Origin of the sequence: Sporosarcina sp. FSL K6-3457 (assembly GCF_038007285.1) — a bacterium.
GTDB lineage: Bacteria > Bacillota > Bacilli > Bacillales_A > Planococcaceae > Sporosarcina.
In genome coordinates this window covers 3,279,085-3,296,727 of the sequence record NZ_JBBOWX010000001.1, presented here as the reverse complement: position 1 = coordinate 3,296,727, position 17,643 = coordinate 3,279,085, and the positions used below count along the sequence as shown (strand labels likewise).

General features: G+C 41.4%; 23 protein-coding genes. All 23 read left to right on the top strand.

The genetic code is table 11. The features are described from left to right. Positions 1–23: 23 nt before the first annotated feature. The 23 genes from flgB (at position 24) to flhB (ending at position 17,638) form a co-directional block, all read left to right on the top strand. Positions 24–416, top strand: a complete 393-nt coding sequence (flgB, locus tag N1I80_RS16240; protein ID WP_340738886.1) for a flagellar basal body rod protein FlgB — start codon at positions 24–26, stop codon at positions 414–416. Positions 417–418: 2 nt separating this feature from the next. Beyond that, positions 419–880, top strand: a complete 462-nt coding sequence (flgC, locus tag N1I80_RS16235; protein ID WP_340738885.1) for a flagellar basal body rod protein FlgC — start codon at positions 419–421, stop codon at positions 878–880. Positions 881–906: 26 nt separating this feature from the next. After that, positions 907–1,215 carry a flagellar hook-basal body complex protein FliE gene (gene fliE, locus N1I80_RS16230; protein WP_445683662.1) on the top strand — a complete coding sequence of 103 codons (309 nt, stop codon included), beginning with the start codon at positions 907–909 and terminating at the stop codon, positions 1,213–1,215. Positions 1,216–1,274: 59 nt separating this feature from the next. Beyond that, a complete protein-coding gene (gene fliF / locus N1I80_RS16225; RefSeq protein WP_340738884.1) occupies positions 1,275–2,852 on the top strand; it encodes a flagellar basal-body MS-ring/collar protein FliF in 1,578 nt (525 codons plus the stop codon). A gap of 14 nt (positions 2,853–2,866) precedes the next feature. Further along, entirely contained in the window at positions 2,867–3,880 is a 1,014-nt protein-coding gene (fliG, locus tag N1I80_RS16220; protein ID WP_340738883.1) for a flagellar motor switch protein FliG, read from the top strand. Beyond that, positions 3,873–4,646, top strand: a complete 774-nt coding sequence (fliH, locus tag N1I80_RS16215) for a flagellar assembly protein FliH (RefSeq protein ID WP_340738882.1) — start codon at positions 3,873–3,875, stop codon at positions 4,644–4,646. The genes fliG and fliH overlap by 8 nt, the downstream gene beginning before the upstream one ends. Positions 4,647–4,648: 2 nt before the next feature. After that, positions 4,649–5,980, top strand: coding sequence for a flagellar protein export ATPase FliI (gene fliI, locus N1I80_RS16210; RefSeq protein ID WP_340738881.1), 1,332 nt, complete (start codon positions 4,649–4,651; stop codon positions 5,978–5,980). Continuing rightward, positions 5,977–6,429: a flagellar export protein FliJ gene (fliJ, locus tag N1I80_RS16205; RefSeq protein ID WP_340738880.1), complete on the top strand. Its 453-nt coding sequence runs from the start codon at positions 5,977–5,979 to the stop codon at positions 6,427–6,429. Before fliI ends, fliJ begins: the two co-directional genes overlap by 4 nt. Before the next feature lie 4 nt (positions 6,430–6,433). Beyond that, positions 6,434–7,048 carry a MotE family protein gene (locus N1I80_RS16200; RefSeq protein ID WP_340738879.1) on the top strand — a complete coding sequence of 205 codons (615 nt, stop codon included), beginning with the start codon at positions 6,434–6,436 and terminating at the stop codon, positions 7,046–7,048. Between the two features lie 205 nt (positions 7,049–7,253). After that, the gene (locus tag N1I80_RS16195; RefSeq protein WP_340738878.1) at positions 7,254–8,609 is read left to right on the top strand and encodes a flagellar hook-length control protein FliK; all 1,356 of its coding nucleotides are present in this window, start codon (positions 7,254–7,256) and stop codon (positions 8,607–8,609) included. Positions 8,610–8,611: 2 nt separating this feature from the next. Next, positions 8,612–9,376: a flagellar hook assembly protein FlgD gene (gene flgD / locus N1I80_RS16190; protein ID WP_340738877.1), complete on the top strand. Its 765-nt coding sequence runs from the start codon at positions 8,612–8,614 to the stop codon at positions 9,374–9,376. A gap of 2 nt (positions 9,377–9,378) precedes the next feature. Continuing rightward, entirely contained in the window at positions 9,379–9,759 is a 381-nt protein-coding gene (locus tag N1I80_RS16185; protein ID WP_340740070.1) for a TIGR02530 family flagellar biosynthesis protein, read from the top strand. A gap of 86 nt (positions 9,760–9,845) precedes the next feature. Next, complete coding sequence (gene flgG / locus N1I80_RS16180) at positions 9,846–10,796, top strand: flagellar basal body rod protein FlgG (RefSeq protein WP_340738876.1); 951 nt, start codon at positions 9,846–9,848, stop codon at positions 10,794–10,796. An 81-nt stretch (positions 10,797–10,877) separates the two neighbouring features. Then, on the top strand, positions 10,878–11,099 hold the full coding sequence (locus N1I80_RS16175) for a flagellar FlbD family protein (protein ID WP_340740069.1): 222 nt from the start codon (positions 10,878–10,880) through the stop codon (positions 11,097–11,099). After that, positions 11,089–11,514 carry a flagellar basal body-associated protein FliL gene (fliL, locus tag N1I80_RS16170; RefSeq protein WP_340738875.1) on the top strand — a complete coding sequence of 142 codons (426 nt, stop codon included), beginning with the start codon at positions 11,089–11,091 and terminating at the stop codon, positions 11,512–11,514. Before N1I80_RS16175 ends, fliL begins: the two co-directional genes overlap by 11 nt. Before the next feature lie 46 nt (positions 11,515–11,560). Beyond that, positions 11,561–12,559: a flagellar motor switch protein FliM gene (gene fliM, locus N1I80_RS16165; RefSeq protein WP_340738874.1), complete on the top strand. Its 999-nt coding sequence runs from the start codon at positions 11,561–11,563 to the stop codon at positions 12,557–12,559. Continuing rightward, positions 12,552–13,724 (top strand): flagellar motor switch phosphatase FliY, encoded by a 1,173-nt coding sequence (gene fliY / locus N1I80_RS16160; protein WP_340740068.1) that lies wholly within the window; start codon positions 12,552–12,554, stop codon positions 13,722–13,724. Before fliM ends, fliY begins: the two co-directional genes overlap by 8 nt. A 20-nt stretch (positions 13,725–13,744) precedes the next feature. Then, positions 13,745–14,107, top strand: a complete 363-nt coding sequence (locus N1I80_RS16155; protein ID WP_340738873.1) for a response regulator — start codon at positions 13,745–13,747, stop codon at positions 14,105–14,107. A gap of 7 nt (positions 14,108–14,114) precedes the next feature. Beyond that, positions 14,115–14,834: a flagellar biosynthetic protein FliO gene (locus tag N1I80_RS16150; RefSeq protein WP_340738872.1), complete on the top strand. Its 720-nt coding sequence runs from the start codon at positions 14,115–14,117 to the stop codon at positions 14,832–14,834. Continuing rightward, complete coding sequence (gene fliP / locus N1I80_RS16145) at positions 14,827–15,492, top strand: flagellar type III secretion system pore protein FliP (protein ID WP_340738871.1); 666 nt, start codon at positions 14,827–14,829, stop codon at positions 15,490–15,492. Before N1I80_RS16150 ends, fliP begins: the two co-directional genes overlap by 8 nt. An 11-nt stretch (positions 15,493–15,503) precedes the next feature. Then, a complete protein-coding gene (gene fliQ / locus N1I80_RS16140; protein WP_340738870.1) occupies positions 15,504–15,773 on the top strand; it encodes a flagellar biosynthesis protein FliQ in 270 nt (89 codons plus the stop codon). Between the two features lie 4 nt (positions 15,774–15,777). Next, on the top strand, positions 15,778–16,554 hold the full coding sequence (fliR, locus tag N1I80_RS16135; protein ID WP_340738869.1) for a flagellar biosynthetic protein FliR: 777 nt from the start codon (positions 15,778–15,780) through the stop codon (positions 16,552–16,554). A 1-nt stretch (position 16,555) separates the two neighbouring features. Then, on the top strand, positions 16,556–17,638 hold the full coding sequence (flhB, locus tag N1I80_RS16130; protein WP_340738868.1) for a flagellar biosynthesis protein FlhB: 1,083 nt from the start codon (positions 16,556–16,558) through the stop codon (positions 17,636–17,638). Positions 17,639–17,643 lie beyond the last annotated feature (5 nt).

Sequence of the window (17,643 nt, the reverse complement as noted above, 5' to 3'; positions counted from 1 at the left end):
TAAAGGGAACATGAGGTGAAAAGATGAATATTTTTGGAGGAACAATTTCACATTTGGAGCGCGGTCTGGATTTTTCTGCTACAAAAGGGAAAGTAATTTCGCAAAATATAGCAAATGTCGATACACCAAATTATAAAGCGAAAAATGTCAATTTCAAAGAAGTGCTTGCAAATGTTAAAGCAAACACATTAGAAGCTTACCGAACGGATGCGCGTCATATTGCTTTTAAATCGAATGGGACACATTCGGGTGTTTTTAATTATTCGAATCTTCGCTACCGACACGATGGTAACGGAGTCGATATGGAAAAGGAACAAGCAGATCTTGCAGTAAACCAAATTTACTATAATGCACTTGTCGACCGTATTAATGGGAAATTTAATACGTTACAAAATGTTATTAAAGGAGGTCGCTGACGTTGACAATATTCCATAGCTTAAATACATCTGCTTCAGCATTGACTTCACAGCGTCTGCGAATGGATGTTATTTCGTCCAATATGGCAAACATCGATACGACACGCGGTAAAATGGTTGACGGGGAATGGCAGCCTTACCGCCGGAAAACAGTTACGCTTCAACCACGAGAAGGTCAATTCTCTTCGATGTTAAATGTTGCAATGGGTAAACAAATAAAAGGATCAGCAGGGTATGGTGTTACGGTTTCAAGGATTAAGGAAGATATCGAAACACCATTTAAACTTGTCTTTGATCCCACTCATCCTGATGCGAATGACGAAGGATATGTTGAAATGCCCAACGTCGATCCACTGCGGGAAATGATTGATCTAATGTCCGCTACACGTTCTTATGAAGCGAATATTACAGTGTTAAATGCGAATAAATCAATGCTGATGAAAGCACTTGAAATAGGGAAATAATTAGTTAGGATAAGGAGGTAATCAAAGTGGCTATACAATCTATTTTTAATGTGGCACCAACAGCTGGATTGTTGGAGATGGACACGCAAGTGAAACCGACCCCGTATGAAGCGCAACAAAATTTTGGCAGCTATTTAAAAACAGCAATCGACAACGTTAACACGAAGCAATTTGAGTCGGACGTGATGACACAAAAACTGGTCATGGGCGAAAACGTTGAACTGCATGACGTCATGATTACAGCGCAGAAGGCATCAATTGCTCTAAATGCTACGATGGAAGTTCGAAACAAAGTGATAGAAGCCTATCAAGAGATTATTAGGATGCCTGTCTAATTGATCGCATCGTGCGAGTGGTGGATAGTCGAATTACGTAAGCTGACCGGGGGATTACAATGAATGAACGAATGGCGAAAATCAGAACGGATGTAAAAGAGTTCTGGTCGGGTCGAACAAAAAAACAAAAAATTACATATGTGGGTTCTGCTGCAGCTGTCATTTTATTCGCTGCCTTCCTGACGTTCTATTTGTCTAAGACAAATTATGTGGCACTCTATACGGATGTATCTCGGGCGGAAATCGGTCGCATTAAAGAGCAGCTAGATAGCCAAGGCGTATCGAGTAAAATTGCACCTGGCGGGACGTCGATACTAGTGCCGCAAGAACGGGTGGACGACTTGCTTGTAACCCTTGCTGCGGAGGGGTTCCCAGCAACGGGGACACCTGGCTATGCATTTTTCTTTGAAAATGCAGGTTTTGGAACAACGGATAACGAGTTTGACATGATTAAGTTAGGCGCAACCCAAACGGAGATTGCTAACCTGCTCAGAACAATTGATGGCGTCCAAGATGCTAACGTAGCCATTACATTGCCAAAACAAGGTGTTTTCATAAGTGATACTACGCAAAAAGCAACTGCGGCTGTCACGCTTAAAACAAATCCAGGGCATCAATTTAATGAGTCACAGATTAATGCACTTTATAATCTAGTATCGAATGGTGTATCGAATCTATCGCCAGAGGATATTACAATTATTAATCAGTATGCGGAGTCATTTGACTATGGAGCTAAAAATAATTCATATGGCACAAGTATTACCGACCAAATGACTGTTAAAAAGACGATTGAACGTGATTTACAACGCCAAATCCAAATGATGCTTGGCACGATGATGGGACAAGACAAAGTGATTGTATCTGTGACAACAGATATAGACTTTAAGCTTGAAAATCGGGAAGAGAATCTTGTATTGCCTGTAGATGAGGAAAGTATGGAAGGAATCGCACTTAGCGTTCAACGAATTACAGAGACGTTTACCGGTAATAATCCGCTTGCAGGTGGTACGCCAATGGCAGAGGATGGAACTGATAATGCCACGTTCCAGGAAGGCACACTGTCTAATGGTGACTATGAACGACTTGAAGAAACGATAAATAACGAAGTCAACCGTATTCGAAAGGAAATCGTAGAAAGTCCCTATAAGATTCGTGACATTGGAATTCAGGTGATGGTAGACGGTAATGAAGAAACGATACCAGTAGAGTTAAAGGGTGAGATAGAAAATATTCTTAAAACAATCGCCCGCACATCAGTAGATAAAGAAGCGGCTGGCGTGAATTTCGAAGATACCTTAGATAACAAAATCATTGTTACAGTTCAACCGTTCAGTGGGAATGCAGACCAATTCGCAACAACAACACCTGTTATTCCGATATGGGGTTATATCTTAGTAGCTGTATTACTTCTTATTATCGGGGTTCTTATCTTTATGTTCTTCCGTAGTAGACGGAAAGCACGAGAAATGGAAGAAGAAACGATTATTGAAGAGCAGCTTGCCACATTTGATGTGGATGACATCAACTCGGATGTTGAAACGGAAGGAACTGTCCGTAGGAAGCAACTTGAAAAAATGGCGAAAGAAAAACCAGAAGAGTTTGCGAAGCTGCTACGTACATGGATTGCCGACGAATGACGGAGGGATGAACTTTGGTTAAGAAAGAAAAAGAAATGACTGGTAAACAAAAAGCAGCGCTCCTGCTCATTTCCCTCGGCCCAGAAGTGTCGGCGGCGATATATAAACATTTGAGTGAAGATGAGATTGAACGCCTGACTCTTGAGATTTCAAGCGTCAAAAAGGTCGAGGCATCTGTAAAAGAAGAAATTATTGAAGAGTTTCATAATATTGCACTTGCGCAAGATTATATTTCTCAAGGTGGAATTGGTTATGCGAAAACAGTTCTTGAAAAAGCACTTGGTAAAGAACATGCACAAGCGATTATCAATCGTTTGACTTCTTCTTTACAAGTGAGGCCTTTTGACTTTGCTAGAAGAGCTGATCCATCACAAATTTTGAATTTTATCCAAAATGAACATCCACAAACAATTGCGTTGATCTTGTCTTATTTGGAAGCAGAACAAGCAGGAATGATTTTATCTTCATTACCGCAGGAGATGCAGGCAGATATTGCTAAGAGGATTGCGACAATGGATTCAACTTCACCGGAAGTTATTAGTGAGGTTGAAGCGGTTCTTGAACGTAAGCTATCTTCAACTGTCACGCAAGATTTCACGGAAACTGGAGGCGTCGATGCTGTCGTCGAAGTATTGAACGGTGTCGACAGGGCGACAGAGAAAACCATTCTCGATGCGCTTGAAATTCAAGATCCTGAACTGGCAGAAGAAATCCGCAAGCGTATGTTTGTCTTCGAAGATATTGTTACATTGGACAACCGTTCAATTCAACGTATTGTTCGTGATTGTGAGAATGAAGACTTGATTCTATCATTGAAAGTTTCTAGTGAGGAAGTAAAAGAAGTCCTGTTTCGCAACATGTCTCAACGAATGGCAGAGTCCTTCCGGGAAGAGATGGATGTTATGGGACCTGTTCGTTTACGCGACGTAGAAGAAGCACAAACTCGTATCGTAGGTATTATTAGAAGACTTGAAGATTCAGGTGAAATCATCATCGCACGTGGCGGAGGAGATGATATCATTGTCTAACGTATTTCGGTCATTCAATACGATATCTACCGAAGGGCAAGCGAGAGAAATTACCATTCGTAGCTTGGCCGTTCCGCTGGAGGTAGATTCCGAAGTAGTAGAACTAACACAAGCTGATATACACGCCGAACGAGATCGATTGTTGAAAGCAGCACATCATGAAATTGAGCAGGGGAAAGCTGAAATCGAGCAGCTTCGACAAACCGCTGTAGAAGATATTTCATCTATGCAGGTAGCATGGCAGGACGAAAAAGCAGTACTGCAACAACAAGCTTATGAGGAAGGCTTTCAAGTTGGGTTTGAAGAAGGGCATAGCAAAGTGCTAGGAGATATGGCAAGTGCCCTTCAAATGGCCAATGAAGCAACAGAGCAGTCCCGTAAAAACGCGCAACAATATCTGGATAGTCAAGAACGGGTCATACTTGAACTAGGTATGCTTACAGCTGAACGGATTATGGGCCAAACATTGCAAGATGACGAAGAAAGTTATTTATCTGTAGTGAAAAGGGCTTTGAAAGAAGCACGTGAAATGAAAGAGATTAAATTATACGTTTCACTCGATCATTTTGAACTGGTGTCTGATAACCGTACGGAACTTGCAGCTATATTCCCACCAGATGTTCCTTTTCTTATATTTGCCAATGATGAGTTCGAATCGACCGAGTGCTATATTGAAACAAACCATGGTCGGATAGTTGTCAGTATCGACGAACAGCTGAACGAATTAAGGGAAAGGCTCGTTGAAATCATGGAAGGCGGGGATTGACGATGAAAAAAGCGGAGGAGCTAACCGACTTTATACCAAAAGTGAAGACTTTTAAAAAGTTTGGGCGTGTTGTCCGCGTTGTCGGCCTCATGATTGAATCACAAGGTCCTGAAAGTTCTATAGGAGACGTCTGTCTGATTCATTTGAATACGTCTGGAACAGGCGATTCAATTATCAAGGCAGAAGTTGTTGGATTCAGAGAAGAAGTCGTTATTCTTATGCCTTATATGAATATCCGTGATATATCTAGTGGCTGTCTCGTCGAAGGGACAGGGAAACCGCTTGAAGTGAAGGTGGGTATGAATTTAATTGGAAAAGTGCTTGATTCAATGGGGAATCCGATTGATAAGAGTCCACTACCAAAGGGCTTAACAACTGTTAGAACGGAGCAGGATCCACCCAATGCACTGACCAGGCCACCGATTGATGAGAAGTTATCTGTTGGTGTCAAGGCAATTGATGGGATGTTAACGGTTGGTAATGGCCAACGTGTGGGGATATTTGCCGGATCAGGTGTCGGGAAAAGTACGCTGCTCGGTATGATTGCGCGCAACACAACAGCCGATTTGAACGTTATTGCGCTGATCGGGGAACGGGGGCGGGAAGTTCGTGAATTCATCGAACGGGATCTCGGCCCAGAAGGTATGAAAAAGACTATTGTCGTCGCCGCAACATCAGACCAGCCAGCACTGATGCGCATTAAAGGTGCTTATACGGCAACAGCGATTGCTGAGTATTTCAGGGACAAGGGCATGAACGTCATGCTGATGATGGACTCTGTTACTCGAATTGCTATGGCACAACGTGAAATCGGATTAGCGGTGGGAGAACCACCTGCTACGCGCGGCTATACGCCATCTGTATTTGCAATATTACCTAAAATACTCGAACGTACAGGTACAAATGAACATGGTGCTATTACTGCGTTCTACACAGTTTTAGTCGATGGGGACGATATGAATGAACCGATTGCCGATGCAGTCCGTGGGATTCTCGACGGACATATCGTTTTAGACAGGACGCTAGCCAATAGGGGACAGTATCCTGCCATCAACGTCTTAAAAAGTGTTAGCCGTTTGATGAACCACATTGCTGATGCTGAGCATGTCAAAGCAGCGGAAAGATTACGTGATTTGTATTACACGTATAACAAATCGGAAGACCTTATTAACATAGGGGCTTATAAGCGGGGAACTTCAAAAGAAATTGATCAGGCAATCGAATACGAACCGCTGATTACGAATTTTTTGAAGCAAGGCTTTAGAGATAATATTTCAATGGCTGATAGTATTGCCGAGCTTGTATCACTTGGTGCGGGAGGTGGCATTTCATGAAGAAGTACCAATACCGCTTTGAAAAAGTGCTAATGTACCGTGAACAGCAGAAAACCGAAACTGAAATTGAGTTTAAAGAAGCTGTTCATGCATTCGAAGTTGTTGCCACCCAATTGTATGAATTGCTGAAAAAGAAGGAAGACACACTAGCTGAGCAACAGGAGAAGATGATGACTGGCTTTATGATTAATGAAATTCATCACTATTCTCGCTTCATAGATAGTTTAGAAAAGCGGATTGCAGTGACACAACAACAAGTGATGCAAGCCCGTTCAAAAATGAATTGGTTTGAGGGTAAACTATTAGAAAAGACACTTGAAGTACGAAAGTTTGAAAAAATGAAAGAAAAAGATCATGAACATCATCGTACTGAAATGGAACAACTGGAAGCGATCCAGCTTGATGAATTAGCAACGTTGAAGTTCCGTAGAAGAGAAAACGGGTGGTAATGTGGTGAAAAAAACTAAAGAGTCGAACACTGTATCCGAAGTGAAAAAAGAAAAATCCACTGGGATATTCCAAATACTATTGCTTTGGATATTCATCCCACTGCTCTTTGCATCAGCTGTCTTGCTCATCCTAGCTAAGTTTGCAGATATCAATGTCTTTGACAAAGCAAAAGAATGGACTGAAAAACTGCCATTCGTTAGTGAGAAAAATGAAGAAGAAGCCGACGATGGAGCAATCGATCTTGTCTTGGAAGAACGCCTTGTCACCTTACAAGCGGAGATCAAGGAAAAAGAAGCTGAGCTGTTCAAACTGCAAAGTGACCTTGATAAGTCCGTAGATGAAAAGGATAAATTGCTGTTAGAGCAACAAAGACTTGCCGATGAAATCGAACAGCTTATCAATGACAATGATGTGTCAAAAAAGGATTTCAAAGGCATCATCACAACTTATGAACAGATGTCCGCGAAATCAGTAGCTCCGGTCATTGTAAAAATGACTGATAGCGAAGCGGTTCGGATTTTAGCTAGTTTAAAGCCGGATACACTTGCTGCCGTGCTTGAAAAGATGGAACCAGAGGATGCGGCAAAGTATACATCATTATTGACCAGTGATAGTTAGTTCTTTATCTTTATTCAGCAGAAAACTACTGCTGAATAAAGATAAAGCCTCCGGCGGATGTCACGGATTTTGAAGGGAGTGAATTGTGGCAGTCTAAGTTCGCGACGTCCTGTCGCAACGACTGCATACCCACATCCTGTGGGCACAATTCAAAATCCGTACGCAATTACACCGAGGCGTAATTAATTCGAAGGGAGGTGAAAGAGTGAATATCGCAGCACTACAAGCAATAGCAGGGCAAAATCTACAAACTTCGTCAAGTAGCGTACAAACTGACCAAGCAGCGAGTGGAACGTTTGGTTCGGTCTTTAGCAGTATCGTTTCAGCTGGAACAGCATCCATAGCTCCAGTTCAACAGCAGTCAGCTAGTCAAGTTTCGGATGAGTCAATTCTAGCTATTTTTAATGCAACGTCAGTTGAAGAACTGGAATTGGTGTTAAAAGAGCTAGTTGGTGATGAAGCCGGGGGGCAACTATCTTCCCTAACAAATCTGGGAAATTTGGAAGAGTTAGCGAGCTTGCTAGAAATAGAGCCTGATCAATTGATGAATACTATTTTGTCTTTGTTAGAGAAGGCAGGCCTTAGTGAAGAAGAACTGATAGAAGTTACTTATTCAAATGATATATGGGCAGTGCTGAATGCTATTGAACAAGTAGCACCACAGTTTTTCAATCAATTATCGGATGCGCTTGAAGGCAAAGGTGATTTGCCAAAACAACAGGCGGCTAATTTGTTAGCACTATTGAAAATAGTTGAATTAGCTGCACCGAAAACGGATTTGTTGTTGAAGCAGGAACAGCAGGTCTTCACACTGCAAAATAATCTTGTAGCAGCAGGTGAACAATTCGAAAAACTGCTCCAAGCTAGTCAGGCTGGAAAGTCTAGTACGATTCCATTACCAGCATCAAAACACGCTGTGCAGTTTGTTGTCCAAACGGAAACGACTGGGCAAGCGATGACGGATGAAGGAACGGCGAAGAATGGTGCGAGTGCTAAAGGGGGACCAGTGGACGAAGCGCTAGTAAAAGTAAGTCCAGAATCAACGACACCGAAAGAATCATTACAACAAACCATTAGTAGTGTGGCGGGCCATGTAGCAGTAGCTAGAGGAGAATTTTCAACAACTACCGCAACGACAACGACACAAAATGAAGAGCTAGTACGTGAAATGCAAAATATTTTTAAGCGTTCAGGCCTTGGTCAAACTGGTGGAACGAATCGTTTACTCATTAAACTGTATCCAGAGCATCTTGGACAAATCCGGATTGAACTGGTACAGGTCAATGGAGTGATGACAGCACGTATTCTTGCGTCAACTGCACTAGGTAAAGAAATGCTGGATAGTCAGCTGAATCAGCTTCGTCAAGCATTCTTACAGCAAAACCTACAAGTAGAGCGAATCGACGTTTCCCAAACATTGCAAGACACGTCAAGAAATGATCGTGAGCAAGCCTTTAATCAGCATTTCAAAAGACAAGGGCAAGAAGCAGAAAGTCAGCAACAACAAAATGATGAAGAAGAAATGACATTTGCAGAATATATGATTGATTTGGAGGTGTAATAATGTCCACAATTGAAGGACAAAAACCGATTACAAGCAATGATTATCTCATTAACAAAAAGCGGGACGAGCGTAAAACCGGTGATGGAGTTTTAGGGAAAGATGATTTCATGAAATTACTCATTGCCCAATTACAAAACCAAGACCCGACGAATCCGATGAAAGATAACGAGTTTATCGCTCAAATGGCACAGTTTTCTGCACTTGAACAAACGATGAACTTAGCGAAATCATTTGAAAAGTTTGCTGAAGCACAAACGCAAGCCCAAATGATTCAATATACAAGTTTTGTTGGTAAAAATGTCGCTTGGCATGAGTTAAAGCTAGATGAACAAGGCAATACCGTTACCGGGGAAGATGGCAAGCTTGTTGTCGAGGAAGGTACCAATAAAATCGTCTCTATTAAATATGAAAATGGCGATGTCAAATTCGTCTTAGATAATGATAAAGTCATTACACCAGGTAATATCTCAGAAGTGAAGACGGATGGTGCAGGTGGAACAAATAGCCTTGTTGAGGCAAGTATGCTTATAGGTAAATTTGTTGGCTATATGGATGGCGAGCAAGAAAAGTCAGGTAAAGTCGTCTCTGTTTCCAATAAAGATGGTAAGCTTCAATATATTTTAGAAGATGGAACGCGGGTTGAAGGTAAGAATTTCACAGCAATTAGTGAAACAGGCATACCGAAAGCTGAAATGCCTCCAGAATCCGAAGAACCAGCTAAACAAGAAGATGTACCGGGAACATCGGAAGAGACAACTCCATGAAGATGGACAATATAAATCTCCACCGCATTCCAGCACAATCACTTTATCATCAAGGGCAATCACTTAAACCGACACAAAGTCCAAAACAATCATTTTTGGAGCATTTAAACAATGCACGACAGCCGGCAACGCTTAAAATAAGCAAACATGCAGCTGAGCGATTGGCAGAAAGAGATATTCACATATCGGATGCTGAATGGGGCCGTGTGACAGACATGGTCAATGAAGCAAAAGTAAAAGGCGTGAAAGAATCACTTGTGTTAATGGATCAAGCGGCATTGATTGTCAGTGCAAGGAACTCAACAGTCATTACAGCGATGGATCGAATGGAAGCAAAAGACCAGCTTTTCACTAATATTGACGGCACAATCGTGCTGAGCTAACACAGTGGCAGGACCGTAAAGGATGCCAATGAGTCGCTGACTGATAGAGGCGGCTACACTTAAAACCGAGAGGGGAAAATTATTTTATGTTACGCTCAATGTACTCAGGTATCTCAGGTCTACGAAACTTCCAAACGAAGTTGGATGTAATTGGTAATAACATCGCCAACGTTAACACATACGGCTTTAAAAAAGGACGTACGATTTTTAAAGATTTGATTTCACAATCAGTTGCAGGAGCTTCAGGCAATACTGGAACACGTGGTGGGGTTAACCCGAAGCAAGTTGGACTAGGTTCACAAATTGCAGCAATTGACACCATTCACCTTGGTGGATCGACACAGTTTACAGGTAATACACTTGATATGGCGATTTCAGGTGATGGATTTTTCCAACTCGGGGAATATGATGAAGATGGAGCAGATGGTCCAATTAGTAAAATAGAGTATACAAGAGCTGGGAACTTTTATATGGATAACTTGGGGTATCTTGTTAACGGTGACGGGAAATATGTGGTCGGTGTAGGAGGGGCAGCAGATTATGATCCAACTGCGGATTATGATGATGGTGATTTCCCATATGTAAATGATGATGGAACAGGTTTAGATTTAATGGATCCACGTGAAGATTACATCGCGCTTGCACAGGACCCAGCAGAATATAACCGAATTGTCATCCCGACGACTGCCCAAAGCATGAGTGTTGGGCAAGATGGAACGGTCACATTTGTTGATGAAAATGGTGAATTGAAATATGCAGGCACACTTGTTATGGCTAAATTCCCGAATCCTGGAGGTCTTGATAAAGTAGGAGGAAACTACTATCAAGAATCTGCGAACTCAGGTGCTCCAGTACGAAATTTGGCAACTGAAGGTGGAATTGGTAAAACTGAATCGGGCTTCCTAGAAATGTCCAACGTTGACCTTGCGGAAGAATTCACAGAAATGATCGTTGCACAACGTGGTTTCCAAGCGAATACACGTATTATCACAACATCCGATGAAATCTTGCAAGAACTTGTCAACTTGAAACGATAATTTAATCATGTCAACTAAACTAGCATAGCTGTTACTAGAAAAGGAGGGTCGGGCCGGCTCTTGACGCCCGGCCCCTTACATATGATTCAAGTTACACGTTTGAATGGCAGTACGTTCACATTGAACGCACTGTACATAGAAAAAATTGAGTCGTTTCCTGATACGACCATTACGCTTACAACAGGAACAAAATATGTAGTCCTCGATACGGCTGATGTAGTAAACAGCCGGATCATCGAATTTTATAAGGCGGTCCAGTTGTTATCAAATCCGTTTATCCGAGGTGAAGAAGATGAAGAATAAAGTATTGACAATATCGCTTATTATTCTAGTATGTATTACATTGATAGGTGTGATTGCACTCATTCTTGTTATGCAATTAAACAAAGGTGACGCTTCAGCAGAACCGACGATTGATGAAATTATCGAAAACTCGGTTGATATTGAAGAAATTACAACGAATCTCGTGGGCAAACAATTTATCCGTATTTCTTTGAAAATCCAAACGGATAATAAGAAAGCAGCAGAAGAGTTAGCAAAAAGAGATTTCCAAGTGAAAAATATTGTTATCCAAGAATTATCTGAAATGACTTCACAAGATTTAGAAGGTAAAATCGGTAAGCAGGCATTGGAAGACTCGATAAAATCGCAATTGAATCCACTGATGCAATCGGGGGACATTCAAAAGGTCTATATCGTTTCCCACATTATTCAATAAACAGACAATCTGTACGTACTAAATCCTAATGCGAGGAGGTGACCATATGGCCGGCGATATTTTATCTCAAAATGAGATAGATGCACTTTTGTCCGCGTTATCGACAGGTGAGATGACTGCGGAAGATATGAAGAAAGAAGATGAGCCCCGGAAGGTCAAAGTATATGATTTCAAACGTGCCCTTCGGTTTTCAAAAGATCAGATTCGAAGTTTGACACGAATCCATGAAAACTTTGCTAGACTATTAACAACGTATTTTTCAGCTCAACTGCGCACGTACGTTCAAATCAATGTCGCATCAGCCGATCAGATTCCATTCGAGGAATTCATTCGGTCGATTCCTAATATGACATTGATTAATATTTTCGAAGTGTCCCCACTGGATGGTAACATTTTGATGGAGGTCAACCCGAACATTGCTTATTCGATGCTTGACCGTCTAATGGGTGGAATTGGAACAAGTCCGGGGAAAGCTGATAATTTAACTGAAATTGAAACGAAAATTATGACCAACTTATTTGAGCGATCTTTTGATAACTATCGTGAAGCATGGTCTGGCATTATCGATATAGATCCGTTTCTGGCGGAGATGGAAGTGAATCCACAATTTCTTCAAATGATATCGCCGAACGAAACGGTGGTCGTCATTTCGTTCAATATCATGATAGGTGAATCAAGTGGAATGATTAATATTTGTATTCCACACGTGGTATTAGAACCAATTGTTCCTAATTTGTCGGTCAGGTATTGGATGCAGTCCAATATAAAAGAACCGTCACCTGAGCAAAGTGCCATACTTGAAAGACGCTTAAAGCAAGCCCCCTTGCCTGTCGTTGCCGAACTTGGCCATGGCGAGATGACGATCGAAGATTTCTTGTACTTACAAGTGGGGGATGTTATTTCTCTCGACCGTAAAATCGATGCTCCGCTCGTCGTAAAAGTTGGCGATGTACCGAAGTTTACAGCGCAGCCGGGCCATCTGAAAAATAGGATGGCTGTGCAGATAATTGAAACAATGATAGGAGGGGATGAAGATGATGAGTGATAATATCCTTTCGCAGGAAGAAATCGAAGCGTTACTGCGTGGTGAGCCCGTTGGGACCGAAGAATCTACCGTCTCGTCCGCTGACGGTATAGAAACAGCTGACTATTTGGATGAAATAGAGAAGGATGCGCTTGGCGAAATTGGCAATATTTCCTTTGGTAGCTCTGCAACAGCATTGTCTGCACTACTTGGACAAAAGGTCGACATAACAACTCCGACTATTTCGGTTGTCCATAGAAAAGAGTTGGAAGCAGAGTTTATCCATCCATACGTGGCTGTTAAAGTAGAATATACAGAAGGTCTAAGTGGCATGAACCTTTTTGTCATTAAGCAGAGTGATGCGGCAATTATTGCAGACCTTATGCTAGGTGGCGATGGTACGGAACCTGATATGAACCTTGGAGAAATCCATTTGAGTGCGGTACAGGAAGCTATGAATCAGATGATGGGGTCAGCGGCAACCTCTATGTCGACAGTGTTCAATAAAAAAGTAGATATATCACCGCCTGCAATCGATTTATTGGATATGGAATCTGAAAGAGGTCGTGAATTAATTCCACAAGATGACTTGTCGATAAAAGTGTCATTCGCACTTAAAGTGGGAGAGTTAATTGATTCAAATATCATGCAGCTACTTCCGCTTGTATTCGGGAAGGAATTGGTTGCAACTCTTCTAGGAGGAGGTGCGGAAGAGGTGGCAGCAGTTGCTGAAATGGCACCGCCGCTTGAAAAACAGCAACAGCCTATGCCGGCGCATCAACAACAAGCTCCAGCTCAAGACATGCAACAGCCGGAGTACGCTCAACCTATGCCACAGCAGCAAATGCGTACGCAACAGCCGCAGGTAAATGTTCAGCAGGCACAGTTTGCAAGTTTTGAAAGTCCTTCATTAAATCAGGCAGAGTCTAATAACTTGAATATGCTGCTTGATATTCCGCTACAGGTGACTGTTGAACTAGGGAGGACAAAACGTTCCGTTAAAGAAATTTTGGAAATGTCAGGTGGCTCCATCATTGAACTTGACAAGCTTGCAGGTGAACCAGTTGATATACTTGTCAACAATCGCCAAATTGCAAAAGGTGAAGTCGTTGTCATCGATGAAAACTTCGGTGTACGTATCACAGATATTTTAAGCCAAGTAGACCGTTTAAATAATTTACGATAGATATCGGGAGGTAATAGGAAATGAGTAAACGTATTTTAATAGTGGATGACGCAGCATTTATGCGTATGATGATCAAAGACATTTTGACGAAAAATAATTTTGAGGTTGTAGGTGAGGCAGCGGATGGTGCACAAGCTGTTGAAAAATATGAGGAATTGAAGCCAGACCTAGTGACAATGGATATTACAATGCCTGAAATGGATGGCATCGCAGCACTTAAAGCGATTAAAGAAAAGCATCCTTCGGCAACAATTATTATGTGTTCAGCAATGGGGCAACAAGCAATGGTTATAGATGCAATTCAAGCGGGGGCAAAAGACTTTATCGTTAAACCTTTCCAAGCAGACCGCGTGATTGAAGCAATTGAAAAAGCATTAGGATAATCATAGGATGAAATTATCACTAGTAAAAAAGTATGTGCTAGCATTCAGTTTGATGATACTCTTTGTCAGTCCATTATCGCCTGTATCTGTTTTTGCAGACGATGATCCCAATAAGTCCGTATCGGATTACTGGTCGACTGACAAAGATAGTGATGCAGAAATAGATAATAATATAGAATTAAACGAACTTGAAATTGACACCGATGAACCAGCTGCCGACCTTTCGTCTAACGATAAAGCGGTTGGGTCATCGGTGGGTGATTACATAAAAGTAATGGTTGCATTATTGTTTGTCGTTGGTTTATTATTCGGGCTTTTGAAGGTAGTGAACCGAAAAAATCGGTTGTACGATAAAAATCGATTCATGAAAAATATGGGTGGACTTTCACTTGGTCAACATAAATCGATTCAGCTTGTTGTTATTGGTGAATCTTATTATTTAGTCGGTGTCGGAGATGACATCCGATTGTTGAAAGAGATTACAGATCCTGCAGAAATCGAGAAACTTGTCGAATTTTACAAGGTCGATGATATGGAATTGGCAACGGGCATGCTTAGTCGTATTCTTGGAAAAATGACTGGTAAATCTACAAATGACCAACCGACTCAAACGGAAGAGTCGACTGAATTTGGTGACATCTTCAAAACTAGACTCGATGAGATGAAAGAGGAGAGGAAACGGCATATTAGCCGCTTGACAGAAAAGGAGCGAAACCAAGATGAATGATTTCGTTCAGTTTTTTTCGGATAGTGATGCGTCCAATGTATCGACATCTATTAAAATGATGCTCCTTCTGACAGTCTTGTCACTCGCACCAGCTATTCTTATTTTAATGACCTCATTTGCACGGATTGTCATTGTGCTGTCATTTGTCAGAACAGCGCTGGCGACGCAGCAGATGCCACCAAACCAAGTACTTGTAGGACTGGCACTTTTTTTAACATTTTTCATCATGGCTCCCACATTCCAACAAGTGAATGAACAGGCGTTGACCCCGTTATTCGCAGAAGAAATTACACTTGAAGAAGCTTATGAAAATGCGAGTATGCCTTTAAAAGAGTTTATGAGCAAACATACTAGACAGAAGGATTTAGAATTATTCCTTCGCTATAACCAGGTAGATGTACCTGAATCACTTGAAGATGTGCCACTGACGATGCTTGTCCCTGCTTTCGCATTAAGTGAAATTAAAACAGCGTTCCAAATGGGTTTCATGATTTTCATTCCATTTCTAGTTATCGACATGATTGTGGCGAGTATTTTAATGTCGATGGGGATGATGATGTTACCACCTGTCATGATTTCATTGCCATTTAAAATTTTGTTATTTGTCCTTGTCGATGGTTGGTATCTCATTATTAAATCATTGTTACAAAGTTTCTAGGAGGGGTTATTATGACGATGGAAACGGTTATAGGGTTAGCTGAGAGTGCAATTTGGGTCGTCTTGTTGACATCAGGTCCCCTCCTTATCATTGCACTTGGCACAGGCCTTTCTGTCAGTATTTTTCAGGCAACAACGCAAATTCAGGAACAAACACTTGCATTTGTACCTAAAATTGTTGCTGTTCTCGTCGCAATTGTTTTTTTTGGTCCGTGGATGTTAACGAGGGTAACGACATTTGCAGGTGATATCTTTGGAAATCTCATTAGGTATATCGGGTGATTAAATGGAAGAGTTAGTTCCCTCATTCGCCGCGTACTTACTTATTTTAACCCGGGTTACTGCATTTTTTGTGACAGCTCCGCTGTTCTCTTATCGTGCAATTCCAACGACCCAACGAATCATTTTTGGTGCTTTGCTTGCATGGATGCTGATCTATACAATTGATGTACCCGATTTAGAGATTGATGGGACATACTTAATGCTTGTTGTTAAAGAAGCGGTAACAGGGTTATCTATTGGGATTATCGCGTTTATCATAATGGCGGCTATTCAGATTGCTGGGGGCTTCATCGATTTCCAAATGGGCTTTGCCATTGCTAACGTAATTGATCCACAAACTGGAGCGCAATCTCCACTTCTTGGCCAATTTTTCAACTCGCTAGCAATACTTCTATTGTTAGCATTGAACGGTCATCATATGTTGTTAGATGGAATTTTTTATAGTTATCAATTTATCCCGATGGATCAGTTATGGCCGGCTTTTGGTGAAGAACGTTTGGCAGATTTTGTCGTTAGAACATTTGTAACATCGTTTGCAATTGCTTTCCAAATGGCGATACCAGTTGTTGCGACATTGTTCCTTGTCGATTTGGCACTTGGGATTACAGCAAGAGCTGTACCGCAAATGAATATATTTGTCATCGGATTTCCTATTAAGATTAGCGTTAGTTTCCTTGTGCTAGTCATTATGATGGGTGTTATGGTGCAGATGATGAAAAAATTATTTGAAGTAATGATAATTGCTATGCGGGACTTGATGATACTTCTTGGAGGTGGCTAACATGATGTTACGGCTAGATCTGCAATTTTTTGCAGGGGAAAAGACCGAGAAGGCCACTCCCAAAAAACGTCAAGATTCGCGAAAGAAAGGTCAAGTATTAAAAAGTCAAGATGTTACAAGTGCGATTGTCCTCCTCACCGTGTTCCTATTCCTGTTTTTTATAGCAGGATTCATGAGGGACCGCTTTTTCGTGTTTTTCAAACAGGCATTTATAGAGTATGTGCCACTCACTCATCTTGATAAGGATAAGGCAATGCTCATCTATTCCGAAGTGTTAGTACAAATGGCATTTATATTATTACCTATTATGCTGGCAGCGGTTGTTGCAGGCTTAGCGGGGAACTTATTCCAGATTGGACTACTGTTTACGACGGAGCCACTGAAGTTCGATTTGAAGAAAATTGATCCAATTAAAGGACTTAAACGTATTTTTTCGTTGCGAGCAATTATTGAATTAATGAAATCTGTCTTGAAAATCTCATTTATTGGTTCGACAACTGCTATTATTCTTATGTTAAATATCGACAACGTATTGGCGTTGGCATTCAAAAGTCCTTGGGATGTGATGACTACCGTGGCGCAACTTGCGGCACTTATGGGCATTACCGCAGCATTTGTCTTGTTATTCATTTCGATTCTTGACTTTTTCTATCAGAAATATGACTATGAAAAAAATCTCCGAATGTCCAAACAGGATATTAAGGATGAACATAAGAACAGCGAAGGAGATCCTATCATTAAATCACGCATTAAGCAGCGCCAGCGTGAAATGGCTATGCGCCGTATGATGCAGGAAGTTCCGCATGCGGATGTTGTCATTACAAACCCGACGCATTATGCTATAGCTATCAAGTATGACGATGGCGATATGGATGCACCGATTGTTGTGGCAAAAGGTGTCGATTTCGTTGCTCAAAAGATCAAATTGATTGCCAAAGAGCATGATATCATCATGGTCGAAAATCGACCACTTGCAAGGGCGTTATATGATGATGTGGAAGTGGGGGGACGAATCCCCGAAGAATTCTTTAAAGCCATCGCTGAAATACTGGCGTATGTCTATCGTATACAACGGAAAATCTGATTATA

Coding starts and splice junctions, on each gene's coding strand:
- flgB (WP_340738886.1), top strand. CDS start 24: ATGAATATTTTTGGAGGAACAATTTCACATTTGGAGCGCGGTCTGGAT.
- fliF (WP_340738884.1), top strand. CDS start 1,275: ATGAATGAACGAATGGCGAAAATCAGAACGGATGTAAAAGAGTTCTGG.
- fliI (WP_340738881.1), top strand. CDS start 4,649: ATGAAAAAAGCGGAGGAGCTAACCGACTTTATACCAAAAGTGAAGACT.
- fliJ (WP_340738880.1), top strand. CDS start 5,977: ATGAAGAAGTACCAATACCGCTTTGAAAAAGTGCTAATGTACCGTGAA.
- flgD (WP_340738877.1), top strand. CDS start 8,612: ATGTCCACAATTGAAGGACAAAAACCGATTACAAGCAATGATTATCTC.
- N1I80_RS16185 (WP_340740070.1), top strand. CDS start 9,379: ATGGACAATATAAATCTCCACCGCATTCCAGCACAATCACTTTATCAT.
- flgG (WP_340738876.1), top strand. CDS start 9,846: ATGTTACGCTCAATGTACTCAGGTATCTCAGGTCTACGAAACTTCCAA.
- N1I80_RS16175 (WP_340740069.1), top strand. CDS start 10,878: ATGATTCAAGTTACACGTTTGAATGGCAGTACGTTCACATTGAACGCA.
- fliL (WP_340738875.1), top strand. CDS start 11,089: ATGAAGAATAAAGTATTGACAATATCGCTTATTATTCTAGTATGTATT.
- fliM (WP_340738874.1), top strand. CDS start 11,561: ATGGCCGGCGATATTTTATCTCAAAATGAGATAGATGCACTTTTGTCC.
- fliY (WP_340740068.1), top strand. CDS start 12,552: ATGAGTGATAATATCCTTTCGCAGGAAGAAATCGAAGCGTTACTGCGT.
- N1I80_RS16155 (WP_340738873.1), top strand. CDS start 13,745: ATGAGTAAACGTATTTTAATAGTGGATGACGCAGCATTTATGCGTATG.
- N1I80_RS16150 (WP_340738872.1), top strand. CDS start 14,115: ATGAAATTATCACTAGTAAAAAAGTATGTGCTAGCATTCAGTTTGATG.
- fliP (WP_340738871.1), top strand. CDS start 14,827: ATGAATGATTTCGTTCAGTTTTTTTCGGATAGTGATGCGTCCAATGTA.
- fliQ (WP_340738870.1), top strand. CDS start 15,504: ATGACGATGGAAACGGTTATAGGGTTAGCTGAGAGTGCAATTTGGGTC.
- fliR (WP_340738869.1), top strand. CDS start 15,778: ATGGAAGAGTTAGTTCCCTCATTCGCCGCGTACTTACTTATTTTAACC.
- flhB (WP_340738868.1), top strand. CDS start 16,556: ATGATGTTACGGCTAGATCTGCAATTTTTTGCAGGGGAAAAGACCGAG.